This is a genomic window from Actinokineospora sp. NPDC051303 (assembly GCF_055586285.1).
Genome location: NZ_JBVJIN010000002.1, coordinates 25,783 through 52,236 on the forward strand (window position 1 = coordinate 25,783; position 26,454 = coordinate 52,236).

Sequence of the window (26,454 nt, forward strand, 5' to 3'; positions counted from 1 at the left end):
GGACAGCTAGGACTCGGCGGCCTGCTTCAGGCGGGCGAGGGTGCGTTCGATGTTGCGCTGGTTCTCGGTCGAGCGGTCGCTGACGCCGGTGGCGAGGATGGTGATGGGGCGGTACCAGGCGGGCCTGCGGTCCCAGGTGCTCTCGGTGACCCGGCAGCCGGTGTCGGTGGGCTCGATGTCGTACTGCCAGCGCGACACCGGCAGCCCGAGGGAGCGCACGTCGAAGGCGAACCGGGTCGGGTCGGCGTCGGTCACCGTGGAGACCGTGGACCACCAGCGGATGCCGCGGCGGTTGGCGCCGCGGAAGCGGGCGCCCACCTTCGCTTCCGTGACGCCGCCGAGCCAGTTGCCGCGCTGGAACTCCTCCGACAGGGTTGCCAGCCCGGGCAGGTCGCTGACCAGCGCGTACACGCGTTCGGCTGGGGCGGCCACGTCGATCTGGGCGTGCGCGTCTGGCTGCATCGGGGGACGCTCCTCTGGACTCGGCGGCGAGACCTACCGAAAGTAGCCTACTGACGGTAGGGAAAACAGGGGATCATTCACGACGTCCGGCGCAGCATCCGGCTGACGCCCGCGGCCACCGTGGTCGCCAAAATCCAGCCTAGGGCGATGAACGCGGCCGAGATCCACTGGGACGCGCCGGGCACCGTCCACTTGTTCTTGTGGCCGAAGTCCACGATCGGGACCAGCAGGTCCAGCGTGTACAGCACCGGGTTCCACACCAGGTGGTCGTCGGAGTTGGCCTCGTGCGGCCGGGGAATCAGCGCGAACCACACCGTGCCGAGCACCAGGAACGCGATCAGCCACGCCAGTGCCCGGGTCGGCCGGTAGCCGTACCCGACCATCCACCGCTGCAACCAGCTCCACACCTGGATGCCGGGCCGCGCGAGCCGGGCGCCCTCGGCCAGCGCGACGTACCGCCGCCGCTGCTTCTCGACCAGGACCGTGGCCGCGTGCTCCTCGTTGCCGCAGGCGCGCAGCATGGCGGCGAACTGGTCGTACGGGCCGGGGCGGTAGCGCTCGCGCATCCCCTGCCGCAGCCAGCGCAGGCGGCGCATGACCTCGGTGTCGTCGTCCAGTTCGATCGGGGTGGCCAGGGCGTCGTAGCGGAAGTCCTCCAGCTCGATGCGGCCCTGGGCGTCCCAGAAGCGCTCGTTGTCCGACAGGGACGCGCAGCGCAGGTGCCGCAGGTCGACGCGGCCGCGGGGCGGGGCGCCGACGTCGAGCCGCAGCTCCTGGGTCTGCACGCCGAACGCGTTGAGGGCCACCACGTTGCGGCCGTTGCCCAGTTCGGCGCCGTGGAAGTTCAGCTCCCGGCTCACCACGGCGCGGCGGATGCGGACCTCGCCGTGCGCGGAGAACGGCTCGTCGCCGTCCGCGCAGACCAGGTCGCGGCCGATGTGGGCGACGCGCAGGTCCAGCGAGGGCTTGGGGGACTTGTCGCGCGGGTAGCGGCCCGGGGCGACCAGGCGGCTGCCGCGCAGGTCGAGGTTGGAGCCGATTTTCGCGCCGGGCAGCAGGACCGAGCCGAACACCAGCAGCGCGCGGCCGTCGAGGTTGCCGCCCACTGCGAACCGGCGCCCTTCCAACGCGTCGCCGCCTCGGTTGCTCAGGACCGCGCGGTCGAGCAGGACGCTGCCCTGCACCTGCATGTCCACCAGCCGCGTCTGGCCTGCCACCCGCATGTCGCGGGCGTCGATGCCGCCGCGGACCTCGGTGCCGTCCAGGTGCAGCGCCCGGTCGGGGTACGGACCGGGCGGCGCTGGGCCGGAGCCGACCCGCTCGACGAACGGCTCCCGCCCGCCGGACAGGTCGATCCGGGCGTGCGCCAGGCGCAGCGAGCCGCCGATGTGCGCGTTGACGATCCGGACGGTGCCGGTGCTGACGAACCCGAGGTCGAGGCTGACATTGCCGTCCACTTTGGACCGGTCGGCGACCAGGGTGGCGTTGGGGTCGAAGAACGGGTCGTCCGGCGGCGTCGGGCGGAAGCGCTCCGGGCGCGGCGAGAGTTGCGCGCCGCGCAGGGAGAAGTCGCTGTCGACGCGGGCGCTGGGCAGGAACACCTGGCCGACGCTGCGGAACGCGGCCCCCGTGCGCGGGTCCGTCGTGAAGTGCAGGTTCCCGCCGACGTGCAGCCCGTTGCCGTTCATGGCCAGGCCGCTCGGGTTGTCCAGCAGCGCGCCCGCGAAGTTGACGTTGCCGCCGCTGCGTAGGCCCGCGATGCGGATTTCGCCGTGCGCCTCAAGGCCTGCCGCCAGCAGCGCGCCCACCAGGTGCAGCCGGTCCGCGTGCAGCGCCGGGCCGTCCACGGCGGTCAGGGTGCTGTCGCGCAGCACCAGCGACCCGTGGATCTCCCCGTCGGTCAGGTCGACCGTGCCGCGCACGACGGTGCCCGCGACCAGTCGCACGTCGTTGTCGCTGCGCAGGTTGCGTCCTTGCAGGCCAGGCAGCCAGCAGTCGCGGAACTCGACGCCCGCGAGCCGGGCCTGCCGCAGGTCCGGGGGCTGCTCGAACCGGCAGCGCTCGAACTCCAGCAGGTAGGGGAACTCCACTGCGCGCAGGTCGAGCGGGCCGACGAGGTACCGGTCTGTGACGCGGACGACCGGGGCGATGCTGGGTTTGCGCCTGCGCAGCACGCCGCCGCTGTCCGGTTCGGCGGCGCGGCGCACGACGTCGGCGGCGGGCATCCGCGCCCACGAAGGCGGGTTCGGCGCGCGCGGGTCGAGCACGCCGTCAGCGGGCTCGTCCGCGACTTCCTTGGTTTCCTTGCCTGCCATCGGTCCCCCCTACCCGAGAAGCTACCCGGTGGGGTCCTGGTGGGTCGGGTCGAGGACGCGCCGCAGGAACGTCTTAGTCCGCTCGTGCCTCGGGTCGCTGATGACCCGCGCCGCTGGCCCCTCCTCCACGATGACGCCGCCGTCCATGAACAGGACCTTGTCGGCGACCTCCCGCGCGAACTGCATCTCGTGGGTGACCACCAGCATCGTCATGCCCTCGTCGGCGAGGGTGCGCATGACCCCGAGCACGTCGCCGACGAGTTCCGGGTCGAGCGCGGACGTCGGCTCGTCAAACAGCATGACCCGCGGGTTCATCGACAGCGCGCGGGCGATGGCGACCCGCTGCTGCTGCCCGCCGGACAGCTTGGCCGGGAAGACGCGGGCCTTGTCCGCGACGCCGACCTTCTCCAGGTTCTCGAAGGCGACCGCCTCCGCCTCGGCCTTGCCCCGGCGCAGGACCTTGCGCTGCGCGATGGTCAGGTTGTCCAGGACGGTCAGGTGCGGGAACAGGTTGAACTGCTGGAACACCATGCCGACCCGGCGGCGGGCCGCGTCGATGTCGACGTCGGGGTCGGTCAGCTCGACGCCGTCAACGATCACCTTGCCCTCGTCGGGTTCCTCCAGCAGGTTCACGCAGCGCAGCAGCGTCGACTTGCCCGAGCCGGACGGCCCGATGACACACACGACGTCACCGGGCTCGACGGTCGCGTCGATGCCCTTGAGGACCGTCAGGTCCCCGAACGACTTGTGCAGGCCGACGATCTTGACCGCGGGGGCCACGGACGTCACCTCGCCTTCCGTTGCTTGGCTTCCAGGCGCCGGACCACGTAGCCGAGCGGCACCGTGATCACCAGGTAGGTCGCGCCCGCGAGCACCAGCGGGGTCGAGTCGGCGTGCTCGGCGGCGAGGTCGCCGCCGAACTTGGACAGCTCGGTCGTCAGCGACGTGACCCCCAGGACGAACACCAGCGACGAGTCCTTGAACAGCAGGATCAGCTCGTTGGTCAGCGGCGGGATCACCACCCGCAGCGCCTGCGGGATGATGATCGACACCATCGCCCTGGTTTTCGGCATCCCCAGCGACCGGGCCGCTTCCATCTGCCCGTTGGGCACCGCCTGGATGCCCGCGCGGAACGTCTCGGCCATGTACGCCGCGGCGACCAAGCCCAGCGCGACGGCGACCGTGCCGTACTGCTCGAACGGGAACTCCAGGCCGGGGAACGCCACCGGCAGGCCGAACCCGAAGATCAGGAACACCACCAGGGCGGGCAAGCCGCGGAAGACCTCGATGTAGACCAGCGCCACGCCGCGGTACACCGCGACCGACGACAGCCGCATGAGCGCGACTATGAGCCCGAGGACGAACCCGACCACGTACGCCGAGAGCGTGTAGATGACGGTGTTCTTCAGCGCCACCGTGATGAGCTCGGGGAACGCCTCCTTGGCGACGTCGAGGTCGGCGAAGTACTCGGCCAGCGACGCCCAGTCGGCGCCGAAGCCGACCGCGGCGACCGCGGCGGCGAAGACGGCGTACTGGATGCCGCGGCTGATGCGCTGGCGTTTGCGCGGGCTGAGGCGGGCCCGGGGGACCGCCTCAGCCCGCGGTGTCGTGTCGGCCATGGACGCTTACTTGCCCGGCGTGGACTTGGGCTTCGAGCCCATCCACTGCTCGTACAGCCGCGCCCAGGTGCCGTCGGCGATGGCCGCGCCCAGGGCGTCGTTGATCGTCTTGAGCAGCTCGCCGTTGCCGCCCTTCTTCACCGCGAAGCCGTACTGGGCGCCGGTCTCGATCTCCGCGCCGATCTCGTACTTGTCGCTGAGGCCCTGCTTCTTGAGCCACTCGTTGACCACCGGCAGGTCCTGCAGCACCACGTCGACCTGGCCGGACTGGAACGCCTGCAACTGCTTGCCGGAGTCCTCGAACTCGGTCGGCGTGAAGCCCTTCTCAGTGGCGTAGTCGAGGCTGGTGGTGGCCTTCTGCACGCCGAGTTTCTTGTCCTTGACCTGGTCGAGGCTGGTGATGCCGGAGCCCTTGGGCACCAGCAGGGCGATGACCTCGTCCATGTAGGGGTTGGAGAAGTCCAGGTTCTGCTTGCGCTCGTCGGTGATCGTCATGCCCGCGGCGGCCACGTCGCACTTGTTCGAGTTGAGGGCGGCGCCGCTCTTGATGACGTCGAACTGGATGTCGACGATTTCCTGTTTCGCGCCGACCTTGCCCGCGACGAGGTCGAGCAGGTCGACGTCGAACCCGACCGTCTTGCCGCCCTGGGTGAACTGGAACGGCGGGTACGGCAGGTTCGTGCAGGTCTTGAGCTTGCCCGCCTCGACCAGCGTGACCCCGGGCGCGGTGTTTCCGCTGGTGGGTCCGCTGTCGGTGGTGCTTCCGCAGGCCGCGACCGCCAGGGCCAGCGCGGGCAGCAGGGCGAGCACCTTCAGCTTGGATCGTCGCGCCACGGTGTCACTCCTTGAGTCGTCTCGGTTCGAGTGTCCGCATCCTGCCACCGGGAGCGCGGGCTGTGCACTCTTCGCCCATTTGTCACAGGGATGCGGCGTATTTGTCGCGTGTTGGTGACGCGGGCGGACTATTTCCCGCGCATACCGGGCCATCCGGCAAGAAGCACGGCGACCAGGGCTGTCCACCCGGTCTGGTGGGCGGCGCCGAGGCCCTCACCCGTGTCCCCATCGAAATACTCGCTGAACGTCACATGCTCGCGCCACAGCGGCGAGTCGGTGGCCTCGATCCGCTTGCCGTCGGCAGGCCTTGCGCCATCCGGCCCAGGCAGGAACAACGCCGCGAGCCTGCGGGAGAGATCACGAGCGGCTTCACCGGCGGTCACCCGGTTGCCCGAGCCGGTGGGCAACTCCACCGTGACCGCGCCGTGGTGGAACGCGTCGAGCGCGCACAGCGCCTGCACCAGCAGCGCGTTCGTCGGGAACCACACCGGCCCGCGCCAGTTGGAGTTGCCGCCGAACATCGCCGTGCGCGACTCGCCTGGCTCGTACTCGATCCGGTGCGGCGCGCCCGCGATCTCCACCTCCAAGCCGCCGCGGTGCGCGGCGGACAGCGACCGGATGCCGTGCGGGGACAGGAACTCCGCCTCATCGAACATGCGGCTCAGCACCCGGCGCAGCTTGCGGTCGTCCAACAGCGACAGCAGCGCGCTGCGCTCGCCGTCCGCGCCGGTGTGCCAGGTCAGGAACTGGCCGAACTCGGGCTGGCGGCGCAGCAGGTAGTTGAGCCTGCCCGCGAAACCGGGCAGCTCGGCGAACACCCACGGCTCCAGTTGCGCGCAGGCCAGGACCGGGATCAGCCCCACCATCGACCGCACCCGAACCGGCTGCGCCTCGACGTGGCCGCCGTCGAGGGTGCGGGAGACCAGGTCGTAGCAGAACCCGTCCTCCTCGTCCCAGATCGGCCGCCGCGCCGAGCCGAAATGCGTCGACGCCTGCGCGATGCTCAGGAAGTGCTCCACGAACTTCGTGGCCACGTCCTCGTACGCCTCGTCGTGGCGGGCCAGCTCCAGCGCGATCTGCATGAGGTGCAACGCGTACGTGGCCATCCACGACGTCGCGTCGGACTGCTCGAACCGCCACCCGCCCGCCAGCGGGGCCGACCGGTTGACCGGGCCGATGTTGTCCATGCCGAGGAAGCCGCCCTCGAACAGGTAGTTGCCGCCGGGGTCCTTGCGGTTGACCCACCACGAGAAGTTCAGCAGCAGCTTGTGGAACACCCGGGCCAGGAACACCCGGTCGCCGCTGCCGGTGGCCTCCTGCTCGGCGCGGTACACCTGCAACGTCGCCCACGCGTGCACCGGCGGGTTCACGTCGCCGAACTCCCACTCATATGCGGGAAGCTGCCCGTCCGGGTGCATCAGCCATTCCCGGCACAGCAGCAGCAGCTGGTCCTTGGCAAACGCCGGGTCGACCAGGGCGAACGGAACCATGTGGAACGCCAGGTCCCACGCGGCGAACCACGGGTACTCCCACTCGTCGGGCATGGACAGCACGTCGGCGACGTCCATGTGCTTCCAGTGCGCGTTGCGCGCGTGCGGGCCCTGCCGCTCGTGCGGCGACGGCGGGTGCGCCGGGTCGCCCTCCAGCCACTCGCGCACCCGGAACCGGTAGTGCTGCTTTGTCCACAGCAGACCCGCGAACGCCCGCCGCGCCACCTTCTTCTCCTCAGGCGAGATGTCGGGGACCACGTCGGCGTAGAACTCGTCCGCGTCGTGTTCCCGTTGCGCCATAGTGGAAGCGAACGTCGACCCGAACGCGCTGCCGTGCCCGTCGCCCGCGACCAGCCGCACCCGGACCGTGACCGACTCACCCGGCGCGACGGAGTCGAAGCGGTACCAGGCCGCGGCTTTCGTCCCCGGCTGCGACGCGCCTCCGGCCGGAACCACCTGGCACACATCGGTTCTGCCCTCGACGACGTGGTCGCCGATCCCCGCTTTGGTGTACCGGCTGGGATTCACCGCCCGCCCGAACAACTGCGCCTCGTCGGTCTCGTTGTCGGTGACCAGAAGCGTTGGCGCGCCGTCGAAATGCGCCGTGTACCGCCCCAACAGCGCGTGCTCGGCGACCACCCGCGGCCAACCATCCACAGTGGACCCGATCAGCGCGGGCCGCCGCGCGTCCCGCCCCCACGACCACGTGTTGCGGAACCACAACTGCGGCAACAGATGCAGCGGAGCCGCCGTCGGCCCGTGGTTGGTCGCCTCGATCTCCACACAGATGTCGTCCGGCGCGGCCTTGGCGTAGGTGACCCGCACGTCAAAGAACCGGTCGCCGTCGAGCACCCCCGTGTCCGACAGCTCCGGCTCCCGCTGGTCCCGCCCCGCGTGCGCGGCCAACTCCCGCAGCCGCGCGTACGGAAACGCCCGCTGCGGGTACCGGTAGAGCACCCTCATCCACGAGTGCGTCGGCGTGCCATCGGTGATCCACCAGTGCTCCTTGACGTCCTCACCGTGGTTGCCCTCGGAGTTCGCCAACCCGAAGTACCGCTCCTTGAGGATCTCGTCCTGCCCGTTCCACAACGCCAGACTGAAGTTGAGAAACCCATGCCGGTCGCAGATCCCCGCGATCCCGTCCTCACCCCACCGGTACACCCGCATCCGAGCCTGGTCGAACGAGAAGTACCCCCAAGCGTCCCCATTCCCCGAGTAATCCTCGCGAACCGTCCCCCACTGCCGCGCGGCCAAATACGGCCCCCACAGCCGCCACGGCGACTCCGCGGACGGGGACTCGGCCAACCGCTCGTGCTCGCTCACCCGCCCCAGTGTGGTCGAATCCCCTTTTCGAGGAAACCGCACCTCGGATCACGCGACTGCCGTATCCTCGGGCACGCACAGCCACGGTCGGGACACAGGGGGACTCGATGACGTCCGCGTACGACAGCATCGGCGCGTCGATCGGCCACATCGCCGACGCGCCCGCCACCAGCGGCCCACCCCCCATGCCCGGCAGCGGCGGCGGCACCGCGCCGCCCGGCGGCGGCGCCCCGGGTGGCGGCGGCCAGTTCTCCTTCGACCCCGACGAGATCCGCGCGATCATCAACGACTGGAAGGCTCTCGCGGAAGACTACTTCGCGACAAGGGAAATCGAGCGCGGGCGGGCGCTGCTTGAGCCTCCTGGCAAAGATTACGCCAGCGAAGCTCACACGCAGGCGACAAGCGCGTCCACGGCGCTGTACTTGAAATCGCTTGACGAGAAAGTCAGGTACTGCGCGACACAGGCCCAGAAGTTCCAAGACGCGCTGAGCGATTACCTCGGCACCGATCGACAGAACGTCTGGACACTCGACCAAACGGGGCACTCCTTGCCCGACAATCCCGGAAGGATCTGAGGTGCTCCGCCGACCGCTCACCTACCTGGTCGCGGTGATCGCGCTGACCGCGTGCACCGCTCAGGAGCCTGGCAGCCCCAGCGCCAAGTCCGGCCCTTCCACCCCGCCGTCCAAGGCAACGGAAGCCCCTCCTGGCACCACTTCCACACCCGCCGGAGACTTGCCGGGATACGGTGCGCCCAAGGTCACCGCGCCGATCGATGTCTCCCGGTTCGCCCAAGACCCCTGCCTGAGCCTCACTCCCGCGCAGGCGGACGAACTCGTCGGCGCCCCCGGCAAGCCAAGCGACGAAACCGAGGAAGACGGGAAGGCATGCCAGTGGGCCAACTCCGAGTCCCTTGCTTCCATCACGGTATTTTTTCCTCAGACCGACAAGGGTCTTACCACTTACTATCGCAACCGTGATCAAATGGCGTTCTTCGATCCGGTTCCGGAGATCGCGGGCCTGCCCGCGGTCAAGCTCGACCGTGTGGATTTCCGCGAACGCGGGGGGTGTTCCGTTGCTGTCGGGGCGTCCGACACGGTCACGTTCACGGTGATAACTCAACAGTCCATGGACAAAGTCAGCCCGAACGTCGACCCCTGCGGTGTTCCTGTTCGCGTCGCCGAGCAAGTTATCAAGACCATGAGAGCGGAAGGCTGACGACCGCCATGATAGGAATGTCCGGAGCCGAGATCTACCGCGCGCTGACCAGTGGCCCTGGGGTCGGTGCGCTCGTCGCCGTCCAGCGGTCGGCAGGCCAGGAGTCGGACGCCGAGGTTCGGCGCGCCAAGATGATTGAGAAGCTCGCCGAGAAGATCAGCGCGGGCTGGCAGGGGAAGGCCGGTGCCGCCGCGTACGGGGCCGCGCAGCCGCTCGCCGAGGTCACCATGATCGGCGCCGAGAACATGCGGCTCACCGAGCAGCTGTTGAACGAGCAGAGTCACACGTTCGGGTACGCCTCGAAAACGGTCGTGCCGGTGGCGGACAACCCCCCGGACACCGGGTTCCTGGACGAGGTGTCGCCGTGGGACACCGACACCGAGGACGAGCTGAGCAAGCACCAGGCGGACTCGGAGCACAACATCCGCGTCTACCAGCAGTACGACGAGCAGAGCTGGGCCAATGAGACGGCCCTGCCCATGGACTACCCGCCGATCGACGACCCGGGCGGCGAGATCATCATTCCCGGGCCGGACGACCCGCCGACGCCGCCGGGGCACCCCGGGGACCCGAGGGACCCGGTGACTCCGCCGGGGCGGAACGGGACGGATCCGGGGGATGAGTGGGCCACGCCGCGGCTGCCGCCGGATCAGCCGCCGCCGTTGCCGCCGGATCAGCCGGAGCGGCCCACTGACCCGTGGACGCCGCCGCAGCAGGACAAGCCGCAGCAGACGCGGCCGCATGACTGGACGCCGCCGCAGACGCCCGTGCAGCCGCCCAACCGGCCGGTTGGGCCGCCGCTTCCCATCCAGCCGCCGGTCGCCGATCCGCTGCTGCCCTTCGGGGGCGGACGGTTCGGCGGTGGCGCCGATGGCGGTAGTGGCCGGGCAGGCGGTGCGGGCCGTGGTGGCGCGGGTGGATTCGGCGCGCGCGGTGGCGGTGCGGGCGGATTCGGCGCGGGTGGCGCGGGCGAGCACGGAGCAGGGGCGCGGCCGGGTGGTCCGGCGACTGGGGCCGAGCACGGGCCTGGTGGACGGCCGGGTGGCGCGGGCGCGGCGGCAGCCGCGGCGGGCGCTGGCGGCGCGGGCACCGGTGGCCGCGGCGGGCAGCCCGGCATGGGCGCCGGTGCGGGTGGCGGGCGCGGCCAGGGCGAGGAGGACACCGAGCACACGCGCGCGTCCTTCCTGCTTGAAGACGACCCCGAGGCGATCTTCGGCACCGACCAGATGACCGCGCCCCCGGTCATCGGGGAATGACGATGCGCACCCAGTCGAGAGTCGAGCTGTCCGTCGACACCCTGTACCGCCTGCTCAAGCAGGAGAACCTGGGCGACCCGCACACCCTGTTCACCGGCGGTGAGCGCTACTACTCGCCGCGGTTCAAGCAGGAGACCGACGCCCAGTTCCGGCGGGAGTTGGACCGCGCCGGGCTGAGCACGCCGCAGGGGGTGGCCGAGGACTTCCTCGACCTGCTCGCGGTGATCCAGCGCGGCGCCGTCGAGTACTACGGGTGGCTACAGGACTCCGAAGGGCCGTACTCGGTGCTGGTCGCCGCGTCGGGGCGGTCGGCGGCGTTGGCACAGCGGGTGAACGAGGTGGTCACCTTCGAGTGGATCGACGCGTCCCGGGCGTTGGAGGCGTTCGTGTTCCGGTTGCCGAACGTGGCCGCCGCGCGGGGCGAGGCGATCTCGGTGCGGGCCGAGGACTACGGCAAGCCGGTGCGGCGGGACGTCGGCGGGTTCAGCATGAGCGACCCCCATTCGGCGACCCGGCCGGAGGCGCGGCGGCTGGCCGCGCTGATGAAGGCGCCCCGGGTGGGTGGCGGCAAGCTGTACACCGCCAAGCGGGACCACCGCGGCAAGCGGACCCGCGCGAAGGACTGGATCTCGTTCATCGACCTCGCCGACGGCCGGTGGGCCCTCTACACGACCGAGGGGCGCGGGGAGAAGTCGATCACCGCGGTCCCCGGCACGCCCCAGCTGATCGCGCGCCGACTTTCCGAGTTGCACGCGTCTATCGGCTGACCGTTAGCGACTCGACCGGGTGACGCCAGTACCCTTGCCGGACGTGGACGGCGATCTCCCCTATGAGCGCGTGATTCCCGCCGACAAGTGGCTCGGCGTTCTCTTGGCTGGGGCGGTGGGCGACGCTTTGGGAGCGCCGATCGAGTTCCTGTCCATCGAGGACATCCGCGCCCGGTTCGGCCCCTCCGGTGTCACCGGGTATGAGGAGGCGTACGGCGGGCGGGGCCGGATCACCGACGACACGCAGATGACGCTGTTCACCGTGGAGGCGATGATCCGCGGGCACCTGGGCCGCCGCCTGATGTTCTTCGAGCAGCAGCCCGCGTCGGTCGTGCAGCACGCCTACCAGCGGTGGTTCCACACGCAGGGCACGCCGTGGCACCGGGCGGGCGGGTCGTACGCCATGGAGGCCGAGCCGGACGGGTGGCTGATCGGCGAGCGCGGCCTGTTCCACCGCCGCGCCCCCGGCGCCACCGTGCTCACCGCGCTCAAGGGTTTCGCGGGCGGGGCGGAGCGGGGCACCCTGTCGCACAAGCTCAACGACTCCAAGGGCTGCGGCGCGGTCATGCGGGCGGCGCCGTGCGCGCTGTGGTCGGAGGACCCGCTGGACTCGTTCGTGGTGGCCGCGCAGTCCGGGGCGCTCACCCACGGTCACCCCAGTGGGTACTTGAGCGCGGGTGTGCTGGCGTTCGTGGTGCACCGGCTGCTCGACGGCGCCACGCTCCCCGACGCGCTGGTGGAGGTGCGCGCGGAGCTGGTCACCTGGGAGGAGTCCGCCGAGACAGTCCACGCGCTCGACGCCGCGGTCGCGCTGGCGCAGCGGGGGCGGCCGACACCGGAGCTGCTGGCAGCGGAGCTGGGCGGCGGCTGGGTCGGCGAGGAGGCCCTGGCGATCGGCGTGTGCGCCGCGCTGGTCGCCGAGGACCTGGCCGATGGGCTGCTGTTGGCGGTCAACCACTCCGGCGACAGCGACTCGACCGGCTCCATCTGCGGGAACCTGCTGGGCGCCGTCCACGGTGTCGACGCGATCCCTCAGCCGTGGCTGGACGACCTGGAGCTGCGCGAAGTCATCGAGACCCTGGGGCGGGACGCGCTGATCGAGTTCAGCCCCGCGAACTCCCTCAACGACCCGGCCTGGCGAGACCGCTATCCGGCCTGGTGACCGCGCCTGGCCGACCACCGAGGCCGAGGCGGTGGCCGAGCAGGAACGCCTTCGGACCCGCGTCGAGCCCCGGCCGCCTGCAGGTTTCGCGCCGCGCACGGCCGCGGGCCTCGACGTCGGCTACGGCGAACGGCTGACCGCCGCGGTGTGCGTCCTGGATCTGGCCACGCTCGACGTCGTCGACCAGGCGGTGGTCGAGGCGGACGAGTCGTTTCCCTACGTGCCGGGCCTGTTCGCCTTCCGGGAGCTGCCGCCGCTGCTGGCCGCGCTGGACCGGCTGGGCACGCCCCCGGACGTGCTGGTCTGCGACGGGCAGGGACTCGCGCACCCCCGCCGGTTCGGCCTGGCGTGCCATGCGGGCGTGCTTACCGGCATCCCGTCTCTCGGGGTGGGCAAGACGGCGTTGGGCGCGTTCGAGCCGCCCGGCCCGCGCCGGGGCGCGTGGACGCCGCTGGTGGACGGCGGCGAGGTCGTCGGCCGGGCGCTGCGGACCCGGGCGGGCGTCAAGCCGGTGTTCGTCTCAATCGGGCACCTGGTGGACCTAGACACCGCGACGGACCTGGTGCTGCGGCTGACCCCGCGCTACCGCCTGCCCGAGACGACCCGGCAGGCGGACCGGCTCTCACGGGGCCGCTAGCGAGGCGTGGGCGTTGAGGATGTGGGCGACGGCCTCGGTGACCCGCTCGGCTTGTTTCACGTGAAGCCACTCGTCGGGCACGTGGGCGTTGCTGTCGGGCCCGAGCGCGCCGGTGATGACGAACTGGGCGTCCGGGTAGCGCTGGGCGAGCAGGCCCATGAAGGGGATGGAGCCGCCGAGGCCGAGCGTGCGCCACGGGTTGCCGAAGACCTGGTCGGACACGGTGTCGAGGGTTTCGCGGAGCCAGGGGGCGAGCGCGGGCGCGTTCCAGCCGTTCGCGGTTTCCGTGCGGGTCAGCTCGACGGTGGCGTTGTACGGGACGTCGGAGGTAAGAGCGTCGCGGACAGCGGCCAGGGCGGCTTCCCCGTCCGCGGTGGGCGGGAGGCGGAAGCTCAGGGTGAGGGTCGTGAACGGGCGCAAGACGTTGCCCGCGTCGGCGGGCTCGGGGAACCCGGACGCGCCGATCACCGACAGGGTGGGCCGCCAGGAGCTGTTGAGCACCAGGTCCACCTCGTCCTCGCTGACCGGCTTCGTGTCGTCCACCAGCGGGAACGCGTCGCGGAACGCCCCGGGGGCCGCCGCGACCGAGGCCGCGGCCTCGGCGGCGCGGTCGGCCGGGATGTCGACGTGCATCTCCTTGATCAGGATCTCGCCGGTCTCGGCGTCCTCGACGCGGTCGAGCAGCGCCCGGATCACCCGGAACGAACTGGGCACGACGCCGCTCGCGAGCCCTGAGTGCTGCCCGGAACGCAAGACCCGCACGGTCAGGTCTACCGCCATAAGACCGCGCAGAGAGGTCGTGAGCCAGAGGCGTTCGTAGTCGTTGCCACCGGAGTCCAGGCAAATGACAAGAGAGACGCGGCCGAGTTGGTCGCCAAGATGGTCCAGGTAAGCGGGCAAGTCCGGGCTGCCGGACTCCTCACCGGTCTCCAAGAGCACCACGCACCGGCTGTGCGCGCCGCCCGCCGCGCGCACCGCCTCGATGGCGGCGGTGGCCGCGTAGCCCGCGTACCCGTCGTCGGCCGCGCCGCGCCCGAACAGCTTGCCGTCGCGCAGCACCGGCTGCCACGGGCCCAGTCCCTCGGACCAGCCGCCGACCGGGGGCTGCTTGTCCAGGTGGCCGTAGAGCAGGACGGTCCCGGTGTCGGGCACGCCCTCGGTGGCCGGGACGTCGAGCAGCAGCACGGGTGTCCGGCCGGGTAGCCGGACGACGTCGATGCGGGCGCCGGGGATCGCGCGCTCGGCGATCCAGGCCCGCAGGTGCCCGACCGCGGCGTCCAGCGCGCCGGTGGCGGCCCAGTCCGCGTCGAAGTTCGGGGAGAGGGCGGGAATCGCGACGAACTCCCGCAGGCTGGGCAGGATCTCCGCGTCCCACAGCCGCCGGACGGTCCGCTGAACTGCTGTCGTGTCCACACCACGATCCTGCCACCCGCGCGTCCCGGCGGCCGGAACCTGAAGGACTCTCAGGGGCGGTCGGGCAAGGTCCACGGTGGGCTGGTGGCCGGGGCCGTTCCCGCACCCGCGCCACCGGCCCGCCTAGTCTTTGTGACTCAGATCACCAATGTGAACCAATCGCCCTTCCGGTCCCGGGTGGACGGTGCTGAGCTGGCCCGACCCCGCCCTGCTCTGACCCCCGAACGTCGGTGGTCCAACGTTTTCCCTGCTCAGAAGCCCCCTGTGGACAACTTCCGACGCGCCGACCCTCGTGAGGCCACACTCGGCCGTGTCAGGATGAGAACACCAAGCCGTCAACGTCGACGGTGGCCAACGCCCTACCAACGGCGGTGGCACCGGCGGCGCGGCCGTAGCCGACGCCACGAGCGTCTGCGCGGCCCGGACACGAGGAGAACGCGCATGTCGTCCCCAGAACAGTGGACGCACCCGGAGCCCCGGGAAGGCCCTGCCGCCACCGCCGCCGCCCCCACAGCGGAGCAGGTGATCGCGGGTTTGCGTGCGACCAGCGAAGGCGGTCCGGAGCTGGTCCAGCTTCTGACGCCCGAAGGTGAGCGGGTCGAGAACCCGCGGTTCGACCGGTACGTCGCCGAGGTGACCTCGGCCGACCTGCGCGCGCTGTACCGCGACATGGTCCTGGTGCGCCGGGCCGACCGCGAGGCCAACGCCCTGCAACGGCAGGGCCAGCTCGGCATCTGGGTCCCGCTGCTGGGCCAGGAGGCAGCGCAGATCGGCGCGGGCCGGGCGATGCGGCCCACCGACATGGCGTTCCCCAGCTACCGGGAACACGGCGTCGCGTGGACCAAGGGCATCCACCCCAGGGAGCTGCTGGGCATTTTCCGCGGCACCGACCACGGGAGCTGGGACTCCGCGGCGACCCGCTTCCACCCGTACACGATCGTGATCGGCAACCAGGTCCTCAACGCCGCCGGGTACGCGATGGGGCAGCGGTTCGACGGCAAGGTCGGCGACGACGACGGCGAGGCCACCATGGTCTTCTTCGGCGACGGCGCCACCAGCCAGGGCGACGTGCACGAGGGCTTCGTCTGGGCCGCGGTCTACGACGCCCCGCTGGTGTTCTTCTGCCAGAACAACCAGTGGGCGATTTCGGAGCCCACCGAGCGCCAGTCCCGGCTGCCGCTCTACCAGCGGGCGCGCGGCTACGGCTTCCCCGGCATCCGGGTCGACGGCAACGACGTCCTCGCCACCCTCGCGGTGAGCCGGTGGGCGCTCGACGAGTGCCGCCACGGCAACGGCCCGGTCCTGATCGAGGCGTTCACCTACCGGATGGACGCGCACACCACGACCGACGACCCGACCCGGTACCGGCACTCCGACGAGTTGGAGGCGTGGAAGCTCAAGGACCCGATCGAGCGCGTGCGGGTCCACCTGGTCCGCAACGGCGGCGTCGACCCGGGCTTCTTCGAGTCGGTGCAGGCCGAGGCCGACGCGCTGGCCGTCGAGCTGCGCGAGTTCTGCTTCGCCATGCCCGACCCGCCGCCGAGGCACATGTTCGACCACGTCTACGCCGAGCCCAGCCCGGTGCTCGACGCGCAGCGCGACGAGTTCCTGGCCTACACGGCCGGGTTTGCCGGAGGTGAGCGCTGATGGCCGCGCCGGTGCTCAACAAGGCCGAGGGCGCCGCGCCGTCGGTCCAGTCGCTCACCTTGGGCAAGGCGCTCAACCTCGGTCTGCGGGCCGCGATGGAGGCCGATCCCAAGGTCCTCGTCATGGGTGAGGACGTCGGCAAGCTCGGCGGCGTCTTCCGGATCACCGACGGCCTGCAGAAGGACTTCGGCGAGCACCGCGTGCTGGACACGCCGCTGGCCGAGTCCGGGATCATCGGCACTGCGGTCGGCCTGGCCGTGCGCGGGTTCCGGCCGGTGTGCGAGATCCAGTTCGACGGGTTCGTCTTTCCCGCGTTCGACCAGATCGTCTCCCAGGTCGCGAAGCTGCACGCGCGCACCATGGGGCGGGTGAAGGTGCCGATGGTCATCCGGGTGCCCTTCGGCGGCGGGATCGGCGCGGTCGAGCACCACTCGGAGTCGCCGGAGTCGTACTTCGCGCACACCGCCGGGCTCAAGGTCGTCGCGTGCTCCAACGCCGTCGACGCGTACTGGATGATCCAGCAGGCCATCCGGTGCGACGACCCGGTGCTGTTCTTCGAGCCGAAGCGGTTCTACCACTCGGGGTTCCTCAAGGCCGAGGTCGATCCCGCGGCAACGCCCGCGCCGCTGTTCGCCTCCCGGGTGGTCCGCGCGGGCGACACGGCCACGGTCGTCGCGTACGGCCCGTCGATCAAGGTGGCGCTCGACGCCGCCACGGCCGCCGAGGAGGAGGGGCACACGCTGGAGGTCATCGACCTGCGGACGCTGTCCCCGCTCGATCTCGGCCCGGTGTTCGACTCGGTCCGGCGCACCGGCAGGCTCGTCGTGGTCAGCGAGGCCCCGGCGGAGTCGTCGCTGACCTCGGAGATCGCCGCCCGCGTCCAGCAGGAGTGCTTCTACTCGCTGGAGGCTCCGGTGCTGCGGGTGACCGGGTTCGACACGCCCTACCCGGCGGCGAAGCTGGAGGAGCACTTCCTCCCCGACCTGGATCGGGTGCTCGACGCCGTCGACCGATCGCTGGCGTGGTGAGCGATGCCTGAGTACAAGAGCTTCCCGCTCCCGGACACCGCGGAGGGGCTGACCGAGGCCGAGATCCTGACCTGGCACGTGAAACCAGGTGACACGGTCACGGTCAACCAGATCATCGTGGAGATCGAGACCGCCAAGGCCGCCGTCGAGCTTCCCTGCCCGTGGGCGGGGGTGGTCACCGAGTTGCACGTGCGGCCGGGGCAGACGGTGGACGTCGGCACGCCGATCCTCACCATCGACACCGATCCTGGCGGGGCCGCCGCCCCACCCCCGGCGTCGAGCAACGGCTCCGCGCCCGCCGCCGGGGAGGAGGAGATGAAGCCCCTGGTCGGCTACGGCGCGAAGGCGGTCAGCGCCAAGCGCCGTCCGCGCCGGGGCCCGGCCGTCCCCACCGAGCCCGCGGCCGCCGCCGCTCAGAGCACGGTGGGCGCCGCCTTCGCCCGCACCCAGGGCCCCGACCCGACCGCGGGCCAGGCCCCGGAAGCGATCCCCACCGCCCGACAACCGCAAAGCCCTGGTCGAACGAGGGCAGGCGCCAGCGGAACAACCGACGACACCGGAACGCAGAGCGCTGGAACCGGCTCGGCTTCCGGCGCGCCGGAGCGCGCGCGTGGGGGGCACGTGCCGCTGGCCAAGCCCCCGGTGCGCAAGCTGGCCAAGGACCTCGGGGTCGACCTGCGCTCGCTCACGGGTTCCGGGGGCGGCGGCGTGATCACCCGCGCCGACGTGGAGCGCGCGGCCGCCGAGCCCGAGCCCGAGCCCGCCGCGCGGGCCGGGGAGCGGCGGGCGCCGATCAAGGGGGTCCGGAAAGCGACCGCGCAGGCCATGGTCGCCAGCGCGTTCACCGCGCCGCACGTCACGGAGTTCCTGACCATCGACGTGACGCCGATGATGGACCTGCGGGCGCGGCTGGCGGCCCACCCGGACTTCCGCGACGTCCGGCTCACCCCGTTGGCGTTCTGCGCCAAGGCGGTGGCGATGGCGGTCGCGCGGACGCCGGAGGTCAACAGCGCCTGGGACGACGCGGCGCAGGAGATCGTCTTCAAGGATTATGTGCACCTGGGCATCGCGGCGGCGACGCCGCGCGGCCTGATCGTGCCGAAGGTCCGGAACGCGGAGACGCTGTCGCTGCGTGAGCTGGCCCTGGCCTTGGAGACGCTGACCACGACCGCCCGGGACGGCAAGACCCAGCCCGCCGACCTGGTCGACGGCACCATCACGATCACCAACGTCGGCGTCTTCGGCGTCGACACCGGAACCCCGATCATCAACCCGGGCGAGGCCGCGATCCTGGCGTTCGGCGCCATCCGCGACATGCCGTGGGTGGTGGCCGGGGACATCGTGGTCCGCAAGGTTTGCCAGCTCGCGCTGAGCTTCGACCACCGCCTGGTCGACGGCCAGCAGGGCTCGCGGTTCCTGGCCGACGTCGGCGCCCTCCTGGCCGACCCCGCGGTCGCGTTCACCTACTAGCCCGTGGGTGGTGGGGAGCCCGCCCGGCTCCCCACCACCTCGTCGGGCACATCGGACTCGTCGTCCGCGGTGTTCGCGGTGGTCACGACCGCGCGTTCGCCGAAGTCGGCCCCGGCCGCCAGCACCGCCGTCCGCCGGAAGTCGTTGCGCTGCAACCGCAGCCTGCCCCGCGGGAACGCCATCCGGGAAAAGTCCACAACGGACAGATCAAACCGGCAGTCGGTGAAGACCAGACTCGCGACGACGCCGTCTACGTACCGGTCGCCGTGCCCGAACAAGATGTCCTCGCCGACGGCGACGCCGCCGAAGTCGACCTCGGTCCCGCTGAACTCGCACCGGTCGAACCAGAGGTGGCCGGTGGGCCACCAGGGCGCCAGGTCCGCGGTGACGTCGGTGAACACGCAGCGGTAGAAGTCGACCTCGCCGCCGGTGAACTCCGACCGCCGCAGGTCCAGGCGGGTTCCGGTGAACTCGGCGCCGACGAACTCGGCCTTGCCGTCGAACCGGGCCGCGCCGAAGTCGGTCCACTCGGCGTGGAACCGGGTGCCGTGGCAGCTCAGCGTGCGGGTGAACACGGCGCCGCCGAACGAGGTGAGCGTTCCGGTGAACACCGCCCGGTCGAACATCGCCGCCCCGCCGAACCGCAGCCCGCTGAAGTCGGCGTTGACGAACTCGACGTCGGTGAAGTCGAAGTCGAGGTCCGACCACCGGCCGCCCGACAGCCGCTCCCGGATCACCCGCAGCACGGTCCGGATGACTTCGTCCTCCGCGTCGTCGGCGGACCCCGGCAGCCGCAGGTAGGCGCACAGCACGTCCACGCACGTCTGCCGCTGCGCCAGCCAGTCGTCGGCGAGCCCGGCCATCGCGTACACCCCGGCGAGCCGCACCGCCGCGCCACCGTGGGCCAACTGCTCAGCCGCCGACCCGAAGCGCTCGTTGAACAGCTTGGTGCGCTCGCGTTCGTCCTGCTTGACGGTGAGGTCGTGGCCTTCCTCGGTGACCTTCTGCTTGCGGTAGTTGACCGCCAGCGCCACCACACCGCCGAACCCGGCCACCACCGCCAGCCCGATCTTGAGCAGGTCCAGCAGCTCAGCGGTGCCGAACGTGGTCGCCTGGGGCAGCGCGGGCAGCCCGAGCAGCCACAGCAGCCCCGCCCCGGTCGCCGCCGCCAGCCCCACCGCGACCAGGCACCACACCACCACCGCCCGCGCGATGGCTCCCCGCCGCGCGATCGCCCACAGCGCCAGCGGCGCCAGGACCAGGGCCGCCCACGGCCAGTCGCGCTCGATGATCACCCCCACGCGGGCAACCTAACCTGGGCGGCCCCGCGCGCCCGGTCAGGGGCGGGGGAGGTCGAAGTACTCGATGAGGGTGGCCGCGAAGGCGATGTCGCCTTTGACCTTGACCTTGCTCGACAGGAACAGCATGGGCAGGCTCACCGCGCCCATGACCGCGCGGAGGAAGTCGGCCGGGGCGATGGTGATGGTGACCCGGGGGTCGTCGGTGGGCTCGTCGCCGGTGGTGCAGCGCCCGCCCGCGATGACGGTCTCGAAGCGGTCGTAGCCGTCTTCGCCCGTGCCGCCGGTGAACCGCCAGTGCAGGACGGCCCGCAGGCCCGCGGCGCGGTCGGCGGCGATGTGGTCGGACATGCGCCGGAAGACCTCGGCGAACACCACGTGCCGCAGGTGGGGGTGGGCGGTCAGCGCGTCGAGTTGGGCGCGGCTGGCGCGGGCGAGGAAGCGCAGGAACGTCTCGGTCCGCATACCCGCCAGGTCGATGCCGGTGCCCGCGGCGCCGAGCATGTCGAGGGTCTCGACCAGTTGGACGAACTGGGCCGGGTCGAGCTTGGCCGGGTCGACGGCATCGGCGAAGCCGTCGAGGTCGACCACGGCGACCGGGGGGAGGCGGTGCCACTTGCCACGCCTGCGTGCGATGCGCATGAGGGCAGTGTGCCCGCTGACGCGGCCACGCTCACGGTTTGGGCAGGTCGAACAGCCCGGTCAGGCCAGCCGCGAAGGCGAGGTCGCCGCGCACCTTCAGCTTCCCGGTCATGAACAGCACCGGGGCGGAGACGTTGTTGGTGATGAGCTTGAGGAAGTCGGTGGGGGAGAGAGTGACGGTGACCTTCGGCGACGCGGTCATCTCCGTGCCGCCGACGCAGCCGCCGTCGGCGATGACCGTCTCGTAGCGGTCGTAGCCGTCCTCGCCCGCGCCGCCGGTGAGCCGCCAGTGGATGACGGCTTTGAGGTCCTTGATCCGTTCTTTGCGCGGGTGGTCGCTCAGGTGCCGGAACATCTCGCCCAGGACCCGGGCGCGCAGGCCGGGCTCGGCCATGATCGACTGGATCTGGTCGGTGGAGGCGTGGGTGAGGATGCGGACGAAGGTCTTGGGCGACATGGCGGCGAGATCGACGGGCGCGCCCGCCTCGGCGAGCCGGGTGATGGCGCGCAGGGCGGTGGCGAGGTCGTTTCGGCCGAGCTTCCTCGGGTTGAGGGCGCGCCCGATAGCATCCACGTCGATGTTCATCGCGGTCACGTCAGCGGCGTTCATCCGATCGAGCAGTTCGACCAGTGCCCGTGGCTTGAGCGCGCCGATCGCCGCACCGGTGTGACCAGAGTCGGGCATGAACACCTCCCCGTTATACCTACTCACGAGTAGGCTACGGGTGAGTAAGTTGGCTGACAAGGGGATCGATACCTACGATCGGGAGGTTCGGCGTGAGCGTCGACGAACAGCGTCGACCGGCGCGCGTGAAGCGCCTGCCCCGGGAAGTGCGGGAGCGCCAGATCCTCGACGCCGCCGTCCGGGTGTTTTCCCAGCACGGCTACCACAACGCGTCGATGGACGAGATCTCCGATGTGGCGGGCGTCTCCAAACCGATGATCTACGCCTATCTCGGCCACAAGGAAGACCTCTTCGCCGCCTGCATCCGGCGGGAGGCGAGCCTGCTGATGGACGCCATCGCGGGCGGGGTGCGGGCCGAGTCGCCACCGGACATGCAGCTGTGGCACGGCCTGCGCGCGTTCTTCGCGTTCGTCGCCGCGCAGCGGGAGAGCTGGAAGGTCCTGCACCGGCAGGCGACCTCGCAGGGCGGCCCGTTCAGTGAGGAACTGCACGCGATGCGCGGGCGCGCGATCAACCTGGTCGACGCGCTGCTGGTGCGCTCGGCGACCAGCCGCGGCCTCGGCGAGACCGCGACCAAGGCCACCGAGGCGCTGGCCGCGGCCCTGGTCGGCGCGGGCGAGTCGCTGGCCGACTGGTGGCTCGACCACCCGGACGTGCCGGAGAAGGTCGTCGCGTCCTGGCTGATGAACCTGGTCTGGATGGGCCTGGGCGACCTGGTCGACGGCGCGGTCTGGACACCGACGCCCGAGGCGGCGCCCGAGTGACGCCGAAGGGCCTCCGGGAAGCCCCGGAGGCCCTTCGAGCAGGTCTACCTTTACAGCTTTACCGCCTTACAGCGCGGTGATCGTGCCCTCGATGTGCGGCTTGGGCTTGCGCGCGTCGAACAGGTCGAAGTGCCACCCGTCCGAGGTCTGCTCGGCGTGGAAGCCGACCTTCGCGGGCAGGAACACCGGCAGCTTGAAGCGCACGTCGACCGTGTACGCCTCCGGCAGCCTGCCCTCGAACGCGGCCAGGCAGCGCGCCTTGGTCCACATGCCGTGGGCGATGGCCTTCGGGAACCCGAACAGCTTCGCGCTGAGCGGGTGCAGGTGGATCGGGTTGCGGTCGCCGGAGACCTCGGCGTAGCGCCTGCCGATGTCCTCAGGCGCCCGCCAGACCGCCGACGCCGAGGGCAGCTCGCGGCGTTCGTCGTTCGTGCCGGACTCGCCAGAGCCGCCGGAACCCCGCCGCAGGTAGGTGCTGACGTCGTGCCAGATCACCTCACCGTCGACCAGGGCCTCGCTGACCATGTCGAACTGGCGGCCCTTGGGGTGCGGCCGCAGGTTCTCCACGTGCACCCGCAGGTCGAACGTCTCGTCCACCCGCAGCGCCCGGGTCTGGGTGATCCGGTTGGCCACGTGCACCGAGCCAACCAGCGGGAACGGGAAGTCCGCGTCCGTCATCAGCTTCACCTGCATGGGGAAGGTGAGCATGTGCGGGTAGGTCGCGGGCAGCTCGTCGGTCAGCCGGAACTCGCAGACCCGGTTGTAGTCGGCGAGGTGCTTGGCGTCGACCCGCACGCCGGTGCGCCGGTAGGTGCGGTCGGGCAGCTCCCCGCCCTTTTTGGAGAACCCGGAGATGACGGCCTTGGGGAACAGGACGCCCAGGTTCGGCGACTCGCGGAGTTCCAGCACGGACATCACGCCCCCAGCAGGCTCTGGCCGCAGACCCGCACGACGTTGCCGTTGACCGCGCCCGAGGCCGGGTTGGCGTACCAGGCGATCGTCTCGGCGACGTCGACCGGCAGGCCGCCCTGGGCCATGCTGTTCATCCGGCGACCGGCTTCCCGGATGAACAGCGGGACCGCGGCGGTCATCTTGGTCTCGATGAAGCCGGGGGCGACCGCGTTGATGGTGATGCCGCGCTCGGCGAGGACCGGGGCGAAGGCGTTGACCATGCCGATGACGCCCGCCTTGCTGGCGCCGTAGTTGGTCTGGCCGAGGTTGCCCGCGATGCCCGCGATCGAGGAGACGCCGATGATCCGGCCGCCTTCGCGGAGCACACCCTGGGACAGCAGCGCGTCGTTGACCTTGAGCTGGCTGGCGAGGTTCACCGACAGGACGGAGTCCCAGGCGGCTTCCTTCATGTTGGCCAGCTTCTTGTCGCGGGTGATGCCCGCGTTGTGCACGACGATGTCGACGCCGCCGTGCCTGCCGCTGAGGTACTCGACCAGCTTCGTCGGCGCGTCGGCGGAGGTGATGTCGAGCTGGAACGACGAGCCGCCGACCCGGTTGGCGACCTTGGCCAGGTCGTCGCCCATGGCGGGGATGTCCAGGGCGACCACGTGCGCGCCGTCGCGGGCGAGGACGTCGGCGATGGCCGCGCCGATGCCCCGGGACGCGCCGGTGACCAGGGCGACCTTGCCCGCGAGGGGCGCGCTCCAGTCGTCGGGCTCGACGGCGTTGCCGCCGTGCGTGCCGATCCGGATGACCTGGGCGTCGACGTACGCGGACTTGCCCGAGAGCAGGAAGCGCAGCGTGGACTCGGTCTTGTCCTCCGCGCCCGCCTCGACGTAGACGAGCTGCGCGGTCGCGCCGCGCACGAGCTCCTTGCCGAGCGAGCGGACGAAGCCCTCAAGCGCGCGCTGGGCGATGAGCTCGCCCGCGTCGGCCACCTTCTCCGGCGGGGTGCCGAGCACCACGATCCGTCCGCAGGCGCCGACGGATCGGACGACTGGGTGGAAGAAGTCATAGAGCGCCCGAAGCTGCTCTACGCTGGAGATACCGGTGGCGTCGAAGACCAGACCGCCATAGCTCGGGCCGCGTTCCCCGCCTTGGGGCACCGGCAGCGCGCTGGTCAGCACCTCGATGCCCGAGGCCTTCAACACACTGCTGACCTGGTCGAGCAGCCGCCCTCCGGGGGCGCCGCCGATCAGTGCGGGGCCGTCCAGCGCGGGCTCGCCGCGCTTGTACCTCCGCAAGGGGGTGGGGTTCGGCAGTCCGAGACGCTTCACGAGAAGTCGTCCGACGCCGGAAGTGCTGAACTGCTGATAGCGGTCAGTCATCTGAGTGCGCCTCCCTACTCGCTAGTAAACTTACTCCAGAGTAGGTTAGGATGCTACCTCAGTTGCAAACCTGTGCTCAGGAGGATGGAATGGCCCCGAGTCGCGTGCGCCGAGTGGCGGTCCTTGGTGGGAACCGCATCCCCTTCGCGCGGTCCAATGGTCCGTACGCCAAGGCGTCGAACCAGGACATGTTCACCGCCGCCCTGGACGGACTGGTCGCGCGTTTCGGCCTGCAGGACGTCCGGCTGGGTGAAGTGGCCGCTGGCGCGGTCCTCAAGCACAGCCGGGACTTCAACCTGGCCCGCGAGAGCGTGCTGGGCAGCAAGCTCTCCCCGGAAACCCCCGCTTACGACATCCAGCAGGCCTGCGGCACCGGCCTGCAGGCGATCATGCAGGTCGCCAACAAGATCGCCCTCGGGCAGATCGACTCGGGCGTGGCTGGCGGTGTCGACACCACCAGCGACGCGCCGCTCGCGCTCAACGACGACCTGCGCCGCATCCTGATCGCGGTCAACAACGCCAAGACCGTCGGCCAGCGGCTCGCGCTGCTCGCCAAGATCCGGCCCGCGCACCTGGCGCCGGAGCGCCCGGAGAACGCGGAGCCGCGCACCGGCCTGTCGATGGGCCAGCACGCGGCGCTGACCGCCAAGGAGTGGGGCATCACCCGCGAGGCGCAGGACGAGCTGGCGGCCGCGAGCCACCAGAAGCTCGCCGCCGCCTACCAGCGCGGCTTCTTCGACGACCTGATCACCTCGTTCCAGGGCGTGTCGAAGGACCACAACCTGCGGCCGGACTCCACCGCGGAGAAGCTCGCCAAGCTCAAGCCGGTCTTCGGCGGCCCGGACGGCACCATGACCGCCGGCAACTCCACCCCGCTGACCGATGGCGCCTCCACGGTGCTGCTGGCCAGCGAGCAGTGGGCCAAGGAGCGCAACCTGCCGGTGCAGGCGTACCTGACCTTCACCGAGACGGCGGCGGTCGACTACATCCACGGCGGCGAGGGCCTGCTGATGGCCCCCGCGTACGCGGTGCCGCGCATGCTGGCCCGCGCGGGCCTGACGCTCCAGGACTTCGACTACTACGAGATCCACGAGGCGTTCGCGTCCCAGGTCCTGGCCACCCTCGCGGCGTGGGAGGACGTGGCCTTCGCCAAGGAGAAGCTGGGCCTGACCGAGCCGCTTGGCTCGATCGACCGCTCGAAGCTCAACGTCAACGGCTCGTCGCTGGCCGCTGGCCACCCGTTCGCCGCGACCGGCGGCCGGATCGTGGCCACCCTGGCCAAGCTGCTGCACGAGAAGGGCTCGGGCCGCGGCCTGATCTCCATCTGCGCCGCGGGCGGCCTGGGCGTCACCGCGATCCTGGAGAAGTAACCGCTCCCTGCTGAGAGCATCGGCGGTGGCCGCCTTCCCCCCGGGGAAGGCGGCCACCGCCGTCTTTTGCCCGGTTTCGGCGGGGAAAGATCCGTCTCGCTCTACGATCGCGGTGTCGGCGCGCGCACGAGGAGTGAACACATGACCGGAGCGGGCAACCCGCAACGCAAGGGCTTCAGCGAACTCGGTCCTGTCTGGATCTCGGCGATCGCCGCCCTGCTCGTCGCCATGACCGGCGCGGGGTTCTTCGTCGGCAAGGCGAGCGAGCCGCAGGCGAAGTCCACGACGGTCACCGTCACCGTTCCCGCCGCGCCCGCCGAGCCGTCGGCGTCCGGCGCGGCCAAGGCCACCGCACCGCCCACGACCACTACCAGCGCCAAGGCCACCGAGCCTGGGGTCCTCTTCTCGGGTGAACTGGTCTGGGGCAAGTTCAGCCTCGACTTCGCCGAACCTCGTCCCCTGAACAGCGCGCAAATCAATGGACTCTCCGGCGACATGCTCTACAGCGACGGCGGCGGCTCCCTTGTCGAGTGGAAGACGGACTCGACGCCGACCAAGGACGAGTGCGCGAGGGTGGCCAAGGCCGACGGTTCCAACCAGGCGAACGGCCTGGTCAAGGGGAGCCATGTGTGCGGGCTGACGCCGCAGGGTCGGGTGTTCCGGATCGACGTCGAAGCGGTCGGCAGCGGCGGGATCGTCAGCCAGGTCACGGTCTGGGAGAACACGCCGTAGGGAAATCTCGGCAAATATTGCTTCGGCGCTAGAAACGCCGATA

General features: G+C 70.9%; 24 protein-coding genes. 12 read left to right on the forward strand and 12 right to left on the reverse strand.

Annotated features, from left to right (window positions below):
* Positions 1–6: 6 nt before the first annotated feature.
* From ACZ6SD_RS01830 to ACZ6SD_RS01855, 6 genes are all read right to left on the reverse strand, one after another.
* Complete coding sequence (locus ACZ6SD_RS01830; protein WP_465314980.1) at positions 7–462, reverse strand: SRPBCC family protein; 456 nt, start codon at positions 460–462, stop codon at positions 7–9.
* Between the two features lie 77 nt (positions 463–539).
* The gene (locus ACZ6SD_RS01835; RefSeq protein WP_465314981.1) at positions 540–2,777 is read right to left on the reverse strand and encodes a hypothetical protein; all 2,238 of its coding nucleotides are present in this window, start codon (positions 2,775–2,777) and stop codon (positions 540–542) included.
* A 21-nt stretch (positions 2,778–2,798) separates the two neighbouring features.
* Complete coding sequence (locus ACZ6SD_RS01840) at positions 2,799–3,566, reverse strand: amino acid ABC transporter ATP-binding protein (RefSeq protein ID WP_465314982.1); 768 nt, start codon at positions 3,564–3,566, stop codon at positions 2,799–2,801.
* A complete protein-coding gene (locus tag ACZ6SD_RS01845; RefSeq protein ID WP_465314983.1) occupies positions 3,563–4,396 on the reverse strand; it encodes an amino acid ABC transporter permease in 834 nt (277 codons plus the stop codon). The genes ACZ6SD_RS01840 and ACZ6SD_RS01845 overlap by 4 nt, the downstream gene beginning before the upstream one ends.
* 6 nt (positions 4,397–4,402) lie before the next feature.
* Positions 4,403–5,230 carry an ABC transporter substrate-binding protein gene (locus ACZ6SD_RS01850; protein ID WP_465314984.1) on the reverse strand — a complete coding sequence of 276 codons (828 nt, stop codon included), beginning with the start codon at positions 5,228–5,230 and terminating at the stop codon, positions 4,403–4,405.
* Positions 5,231–5,358: 128 nt separating this feature from the next.
* Positions 5,359–8,043, reverse strand: coding sequence for an MGH1-like glycoside hydrolase domain-containing protein (locus ACZ6SD_RS01855; protein WP_465314985.1), 2,685 nt, complete (start codon positions 8,041–8,043; stop codon positions 5,359–5,361).
* Positions 8,044–8,150: 107 nt separating this feature from the next.
* Here ACZ6SD_RS01855 and ACZ6SD_RS01860 point away from each other — a divergent pair, with 107 nt between their 5' ends.
* The 6 genes from ACZ6SD_RS01860 to ACZ6SD_RS01885 are packed head-to-tail and all read left to right on the forward strand — an operon-like array spanning position 8,151 to position 13,083.
* Positions 8,151–8,618, forward strand: coding sequence for a hypothetical protein (locus ACZ6SD_RS01860; protein WP_465314986.1), 468 nt, complete (start codon positions 8,151–8,153; stop codon positions 8,616–8,618).
* Position 8,619: 1 nt separating this feature from the next.
* Positions 8,620–9,261: a DUF3558 domain-containing protein gene (locus ACZ6SD_RS01865; RefSeq protein WP_465314987.1), complete on the forward strand. Its 642-nt coding sequence runs from the start codon at positions 8,620–8,622 to the stop codon at positions 9,259–9,261.
* A 17-nt stretch (positions 9,262–9,278) separates the two neighbouring features.
* Positions 9,279–10,517, forward strand: coding sequence for a hypothetical protein (locus ACZ6SD_RS01870; protein ID WP_465314988.1), 1,239 nt, complete (start codon positions 9,279–9,281; stop codon positions 10,515–10,517).
* Positions 10,518–10,519: 2 nt separating this feature from the next.
* Entirely contained in the window at positions 10,520–11,284 is a 765-nt protein-coding gene (locus tag ACZ6SD_RS01875) for an ESX secretion-associated protein EspG (RefSeq protein ID WP_465314989.1), read from the forward strand.
* A 43-nt stretch (positions 11,285–11,327) separates the two neighbouring features.
* Positions 11,328–12,446, forward strand: coding sequence for an ADP-ribosylglycohydrolase family protein (locus ACZ6SD_RS01880; protein WP_465314990.1), 1,119 nt, complete (start codon positions 11,328–11,330; stop codon positions 12,444–12,446).
* Positions 12,447–12,477: 31 nt separating this feature from the next.
* A complete protein-coding gene (locus ACZ6SD_RS01885) occupies positions 12,478–13,083 on the forward strand; it encodes an endonuclease V (protein ID WP_465314991.1) in 606 nt (201 codons plus the stop codon).
* On the opposite strand, the gene ACZ6SD_RS01890 is transcribed toward ACZ6SD_RS01885, so the two are convergent.
* The gene (locus ACZ6SD_RS01890; protein ID WP_465314992.1) at positions 13,069–14,496 is read right to left on the reverse strand and encodes a M20/M25/M40 family metallo-hydrolase; all 1,428 of its coding nucleotides are present in this window, start codon (positions 14,494–14,496) and stop codon (positions 13,069–13,071) included. The two genes, ACZ6SD_RS01885 and ACZ6SD_RS01890, sit on opposite strands and share 15 nt — an antisense overlap.
* A gap of 441 nt (positions 14,497–14,937) precedes the next feature.
* On the opposite strand from ACZ6SD_RS01890, the gene pdhA reads away from it, so the two are divergent.
* The 3 genes from pdhA to ACZ6SD_RS01905 are packed head-to-tail and all read left to right on the forward strand — an operon-like array spanning position 14,938 to position 18,641.
* Positions 14,938–16,143 (forward strand): pyruvate dehydrogenase (acetyl-transferring) E1 component subunit alpha, encoded by a 1,206-nt coding sequence (gene pdhA / locus ACZ6SD_RS01895; RefSeq protein WP_465314993.1) that lies wholly within the window; start codon positions 14,938–14,940, stop codon positions 16,141–16,143.
* Positions 16,143–17,171, forward strand: a complete 1,029-nt coding sequence (locus ACZ6SD_RS01900) for an alpha-ketoacid dehydrogenase subunit beta (protein WP_465314994.1) — start codon at positions 16,143–16,145, stop codon at positions 17,169–17,171. The genes pdhA and ACZ6SD_RS01900 overlap by 1 nt, the downstream gene beginning before the upstream one ends.
* Positions 17,172–17,174: 3 nt before the next feature.
* Positions 17,175–18,641, forward strand: coding sequence for a dihydrolipoamide acetyltransferase family protein (locus ACZ6SD_RS01905; RefSeq protein ID WP_465314995.1), 1,467 nt, complete (start codon positions 17,175–17,177; stop codon positions 18,639–18,641).
* Here ACZ6SD_RS01905 and ACZ6SD_RS01910 read toward each other — a convergent pair.
* From ACZ6SD_RS01910 to ACZ6SD_RS01920, 3 genes are read right to left on the reverse strand one after another with little or no spacing between them, the layout of a single operon-like run.
* A complete protein-coding gene (locus ACZ6SD_RS01910) occupies positions 18,638–19,942 on the reverse strand; it encodes a pentapeptide repeat-containing protein (protein ID WP_465314996.1) in 1,305 nt (434 codons plus the stop codon). The genes ACZ6SD_RS01905 and ACZ6SD_RS01910 overlap by 4 nt on opposite strands.
* Positions 19,943–19,978: 36 nt before the next feature.
* Positions 19,979–20,581, reverse strand: a complete 603-nt coding sequence (locus ACZ6SD_RS01915) for an SCP2 sterol-binding domain-containing protein (RefSeq protein ID WP_465314997.1) — start codon at positions 20,579–20,581, stop codon at positions 19,979–19,981.
* 31 nt (positions 20,582–20,612) lie between these two features.
* Positions 20,613–21,266: an SCP2 sterol-binding domain-containing protein gene (locus ACZ6SD_RS01920; RefSeq protein WP_465314998.1), complete on the reverse strand. Its 654-nt coding sequence runs from the start codon at positions 21,264–21,266 to the stop codon at positions 20,613–20,615.
* A 92-nt stretch (positions 21,267–21,358) separates the two neighbouring features.
* Here ACZ6SD_RS01920 and ACZ6SD_RS01925 point away from each other — a divergent pair, with 92 nt between their 5' ends.
* A complete protein-coding gene (locus tag ACZ6SD_RS01925; RefSeq protein ID WP_465314999.1) occupies positions 21,359–22,030 on the forward strand; it encodes a TetR/AcrR family transcriptional regulator in 672 nt (223 codons plus the stop codon).
* A 66-nt stretch (positions 22,031–22,096) separates the two neighbouring features.
* Here the strand turns inward: ACZ6SD_RS01925 and ACZ6SD_RS01930 are convergent, their stop codons facing one another.
* Positions 22,097–22,945, reverse strand: coding sequence for a MaoC family dehydratase (locus ACZ6SD_RS01930; protein WP_465315000.1), 849 nt, complete (start codon positions 22,943–22,945; stop codon positions 22,097–22,099).
* Entirely contained in the window at positions 22,945–24,309 is a 1,365-nt protein-coding gene (locus ACZ6SD_RS01935; protein WP_465315001.1) for a 3-oxoacyl-ACP reductase, read from the reverse strand. The genes ACZ6SD_RS01930 and ACZ6SD_RS01935 overlap by 1 nt, the downstream gene beginning before the upstream one ends.
* Positions 24,310–24,398: 89 nt before the next feature.
* Between ACZ6SD_RS01935 and ACZ6SD_RS01940 the strand changes: the two genes are divergently transcribed.
* Together ACZ6SD_RS01940 and ACZ6SD_RS01945 are read left to right on the forward strand one after the other, a co-directional pair.
* The gene (locus ACZ6SD_RS01940; protein WP_465315002.1) at positions 24,399–25,679 is read left to right on the forward strand and encodes an acetyl-CoA C-acetyltransferase; all 1,281 of its coding nucleotides are present in this window, start codon (positions 24,399–24,401) and stop codon (positions 25,677–25,679) included.
* A 141-nt stretch (positions 25,680–25,820) separates the two neighbouring features.
* The gene (locus tag ACZ6SD_RS01945; RefSeq protein ID WP_465315003.1) at positions 25,821–26,411 is read left to right on the forward strand and encodes a hypothetical protein; all 591 of its coding nucleotides are present in this window, start codon (positions 25,821–25,823) and stop codon (positions 26,409–26,411) included.
* Positions 26,412–26,454: the final 43 nt, after the last annotated feature.

What these genes read in the sequence shown, in the direction of transcription:
- ACZ6SD_RS01830 (WP_465314980.1), bottom strand. Translation starts at nt 462, where the DNA reads ATGCAGCCAGACGCGCACGCCCAGATCGACGTGGCCGCCCCAGCCGAA.
- ACZ6SD_RS01835 (WP_465314981.1), bottom strand. Translation starts at nt 2,777, where the DNA reads ATGGCAGGCAAGGAAACCAAGGAAGTCGCGGACGAGCCCGCTGACGGC.
- ACZ6SD_RS01845 (WP_465314983.1), bottom strand. Translation starts at nt 4,396, where the DNA reads ATGGCCGACACGACACCGCGGGCTGAGGCGGTCCCCCGGGCCCGCCTC.
- ACZ6SD_RS01860 (WP_465314986.1), top strand. Translation starts at nt 8,151, where the DNA reads ATGACGTCCGCGTACGACAGCATCGGCGCGTCGATCGGCCACATCGCC.
- ACZ6SD_RS01870 (WP_465314988.1), top strand. Translation starts at nt 9,279, where the DNA reads ATGTCCGGAGCCGAGATCTACCGCGCGCTGACCAGTGGCCCTGGGGTC.
- ACZ6SD_RS01875 (WP_465314989.1), top strand. Translation starts at nt 10,520, where the DNA reads ATGCGCACCCAGTCGAGAGTCGAGCTGTCCGTCGACACCCTGTACCGC.
- pdhA (WP_465314993.1), top strand. Translation starts at nt 14,938, where the DNA reads ATGTCGTCCCCAGAACAGTGGACGCACCCGGAGCCCCGGGAAGGCCCT.
- ACZ6SD_RS01900 (WP_465314994.1), top strand. Translation starts at nt 16,143, where the DNA reads ATGGCCGCGCCGGTGCTCAACAAGGCCGAGGGCGCCGCGCCGTCGGTC.
- ACZ6SD_RS01905 (WP_465314995.1), top strand. Translation starts at nt 17,175, where the DNA reads ATGCCTGAGTACAAGAGCTTCCCGCTCCCGGACACCGCGGAGGGGCTG.
- ACZ6SD_RS01915 (WP_465314997.1), bottom strand. Translation starts at nt 20,581, where the DNA reads ATGCGCATCGCACGCAGGCGTGGCAAGTGGCACCGCCTCCCCCCGGTC.
- ACZ6SD_RS01920 (WP_465314998.1), bottom strand. Translation starts at nt 21,266, where the DNA reads ATGCCCGACTCTGGTCACACCGGTGCGGCGATCGGCGCGCTCAAGCCA.
- ACZ6SD_RS01930 (WP_465315000.1), bottom strand. Translation starts at nt 22,945, where the DNA reads ATGTCCGTGCTGGAACTCCGCGAGTCGCCGAACCTGGGCGTCCTGTTC.
- ACZ6SD_RS01935 (WP_465315001.1), bottom strand. Translation starts at nt 24,309, where the DNA reads ATGACTGACCGCTATCAGCAGTTCAGCACTTCCGGCGTCGGACGACTT.
- ACZ6SD_RS01940 (WP_465315002.1), top strand. Translation starts at nt 24,399, where the DNA reads ATGGCCCCGAGTCGCGTGCGCCGAGTGGCGGTCCTTGGTGGGAACCGC.
- ACZ6SD_RS01945 (WP_465315003.1), top strand. Translation starts at nt 25,821, where the DNA reads ATGACCGGAGCGGGCAACCCGCAACGCAAGGGCTTCAGCGAACTCGGT.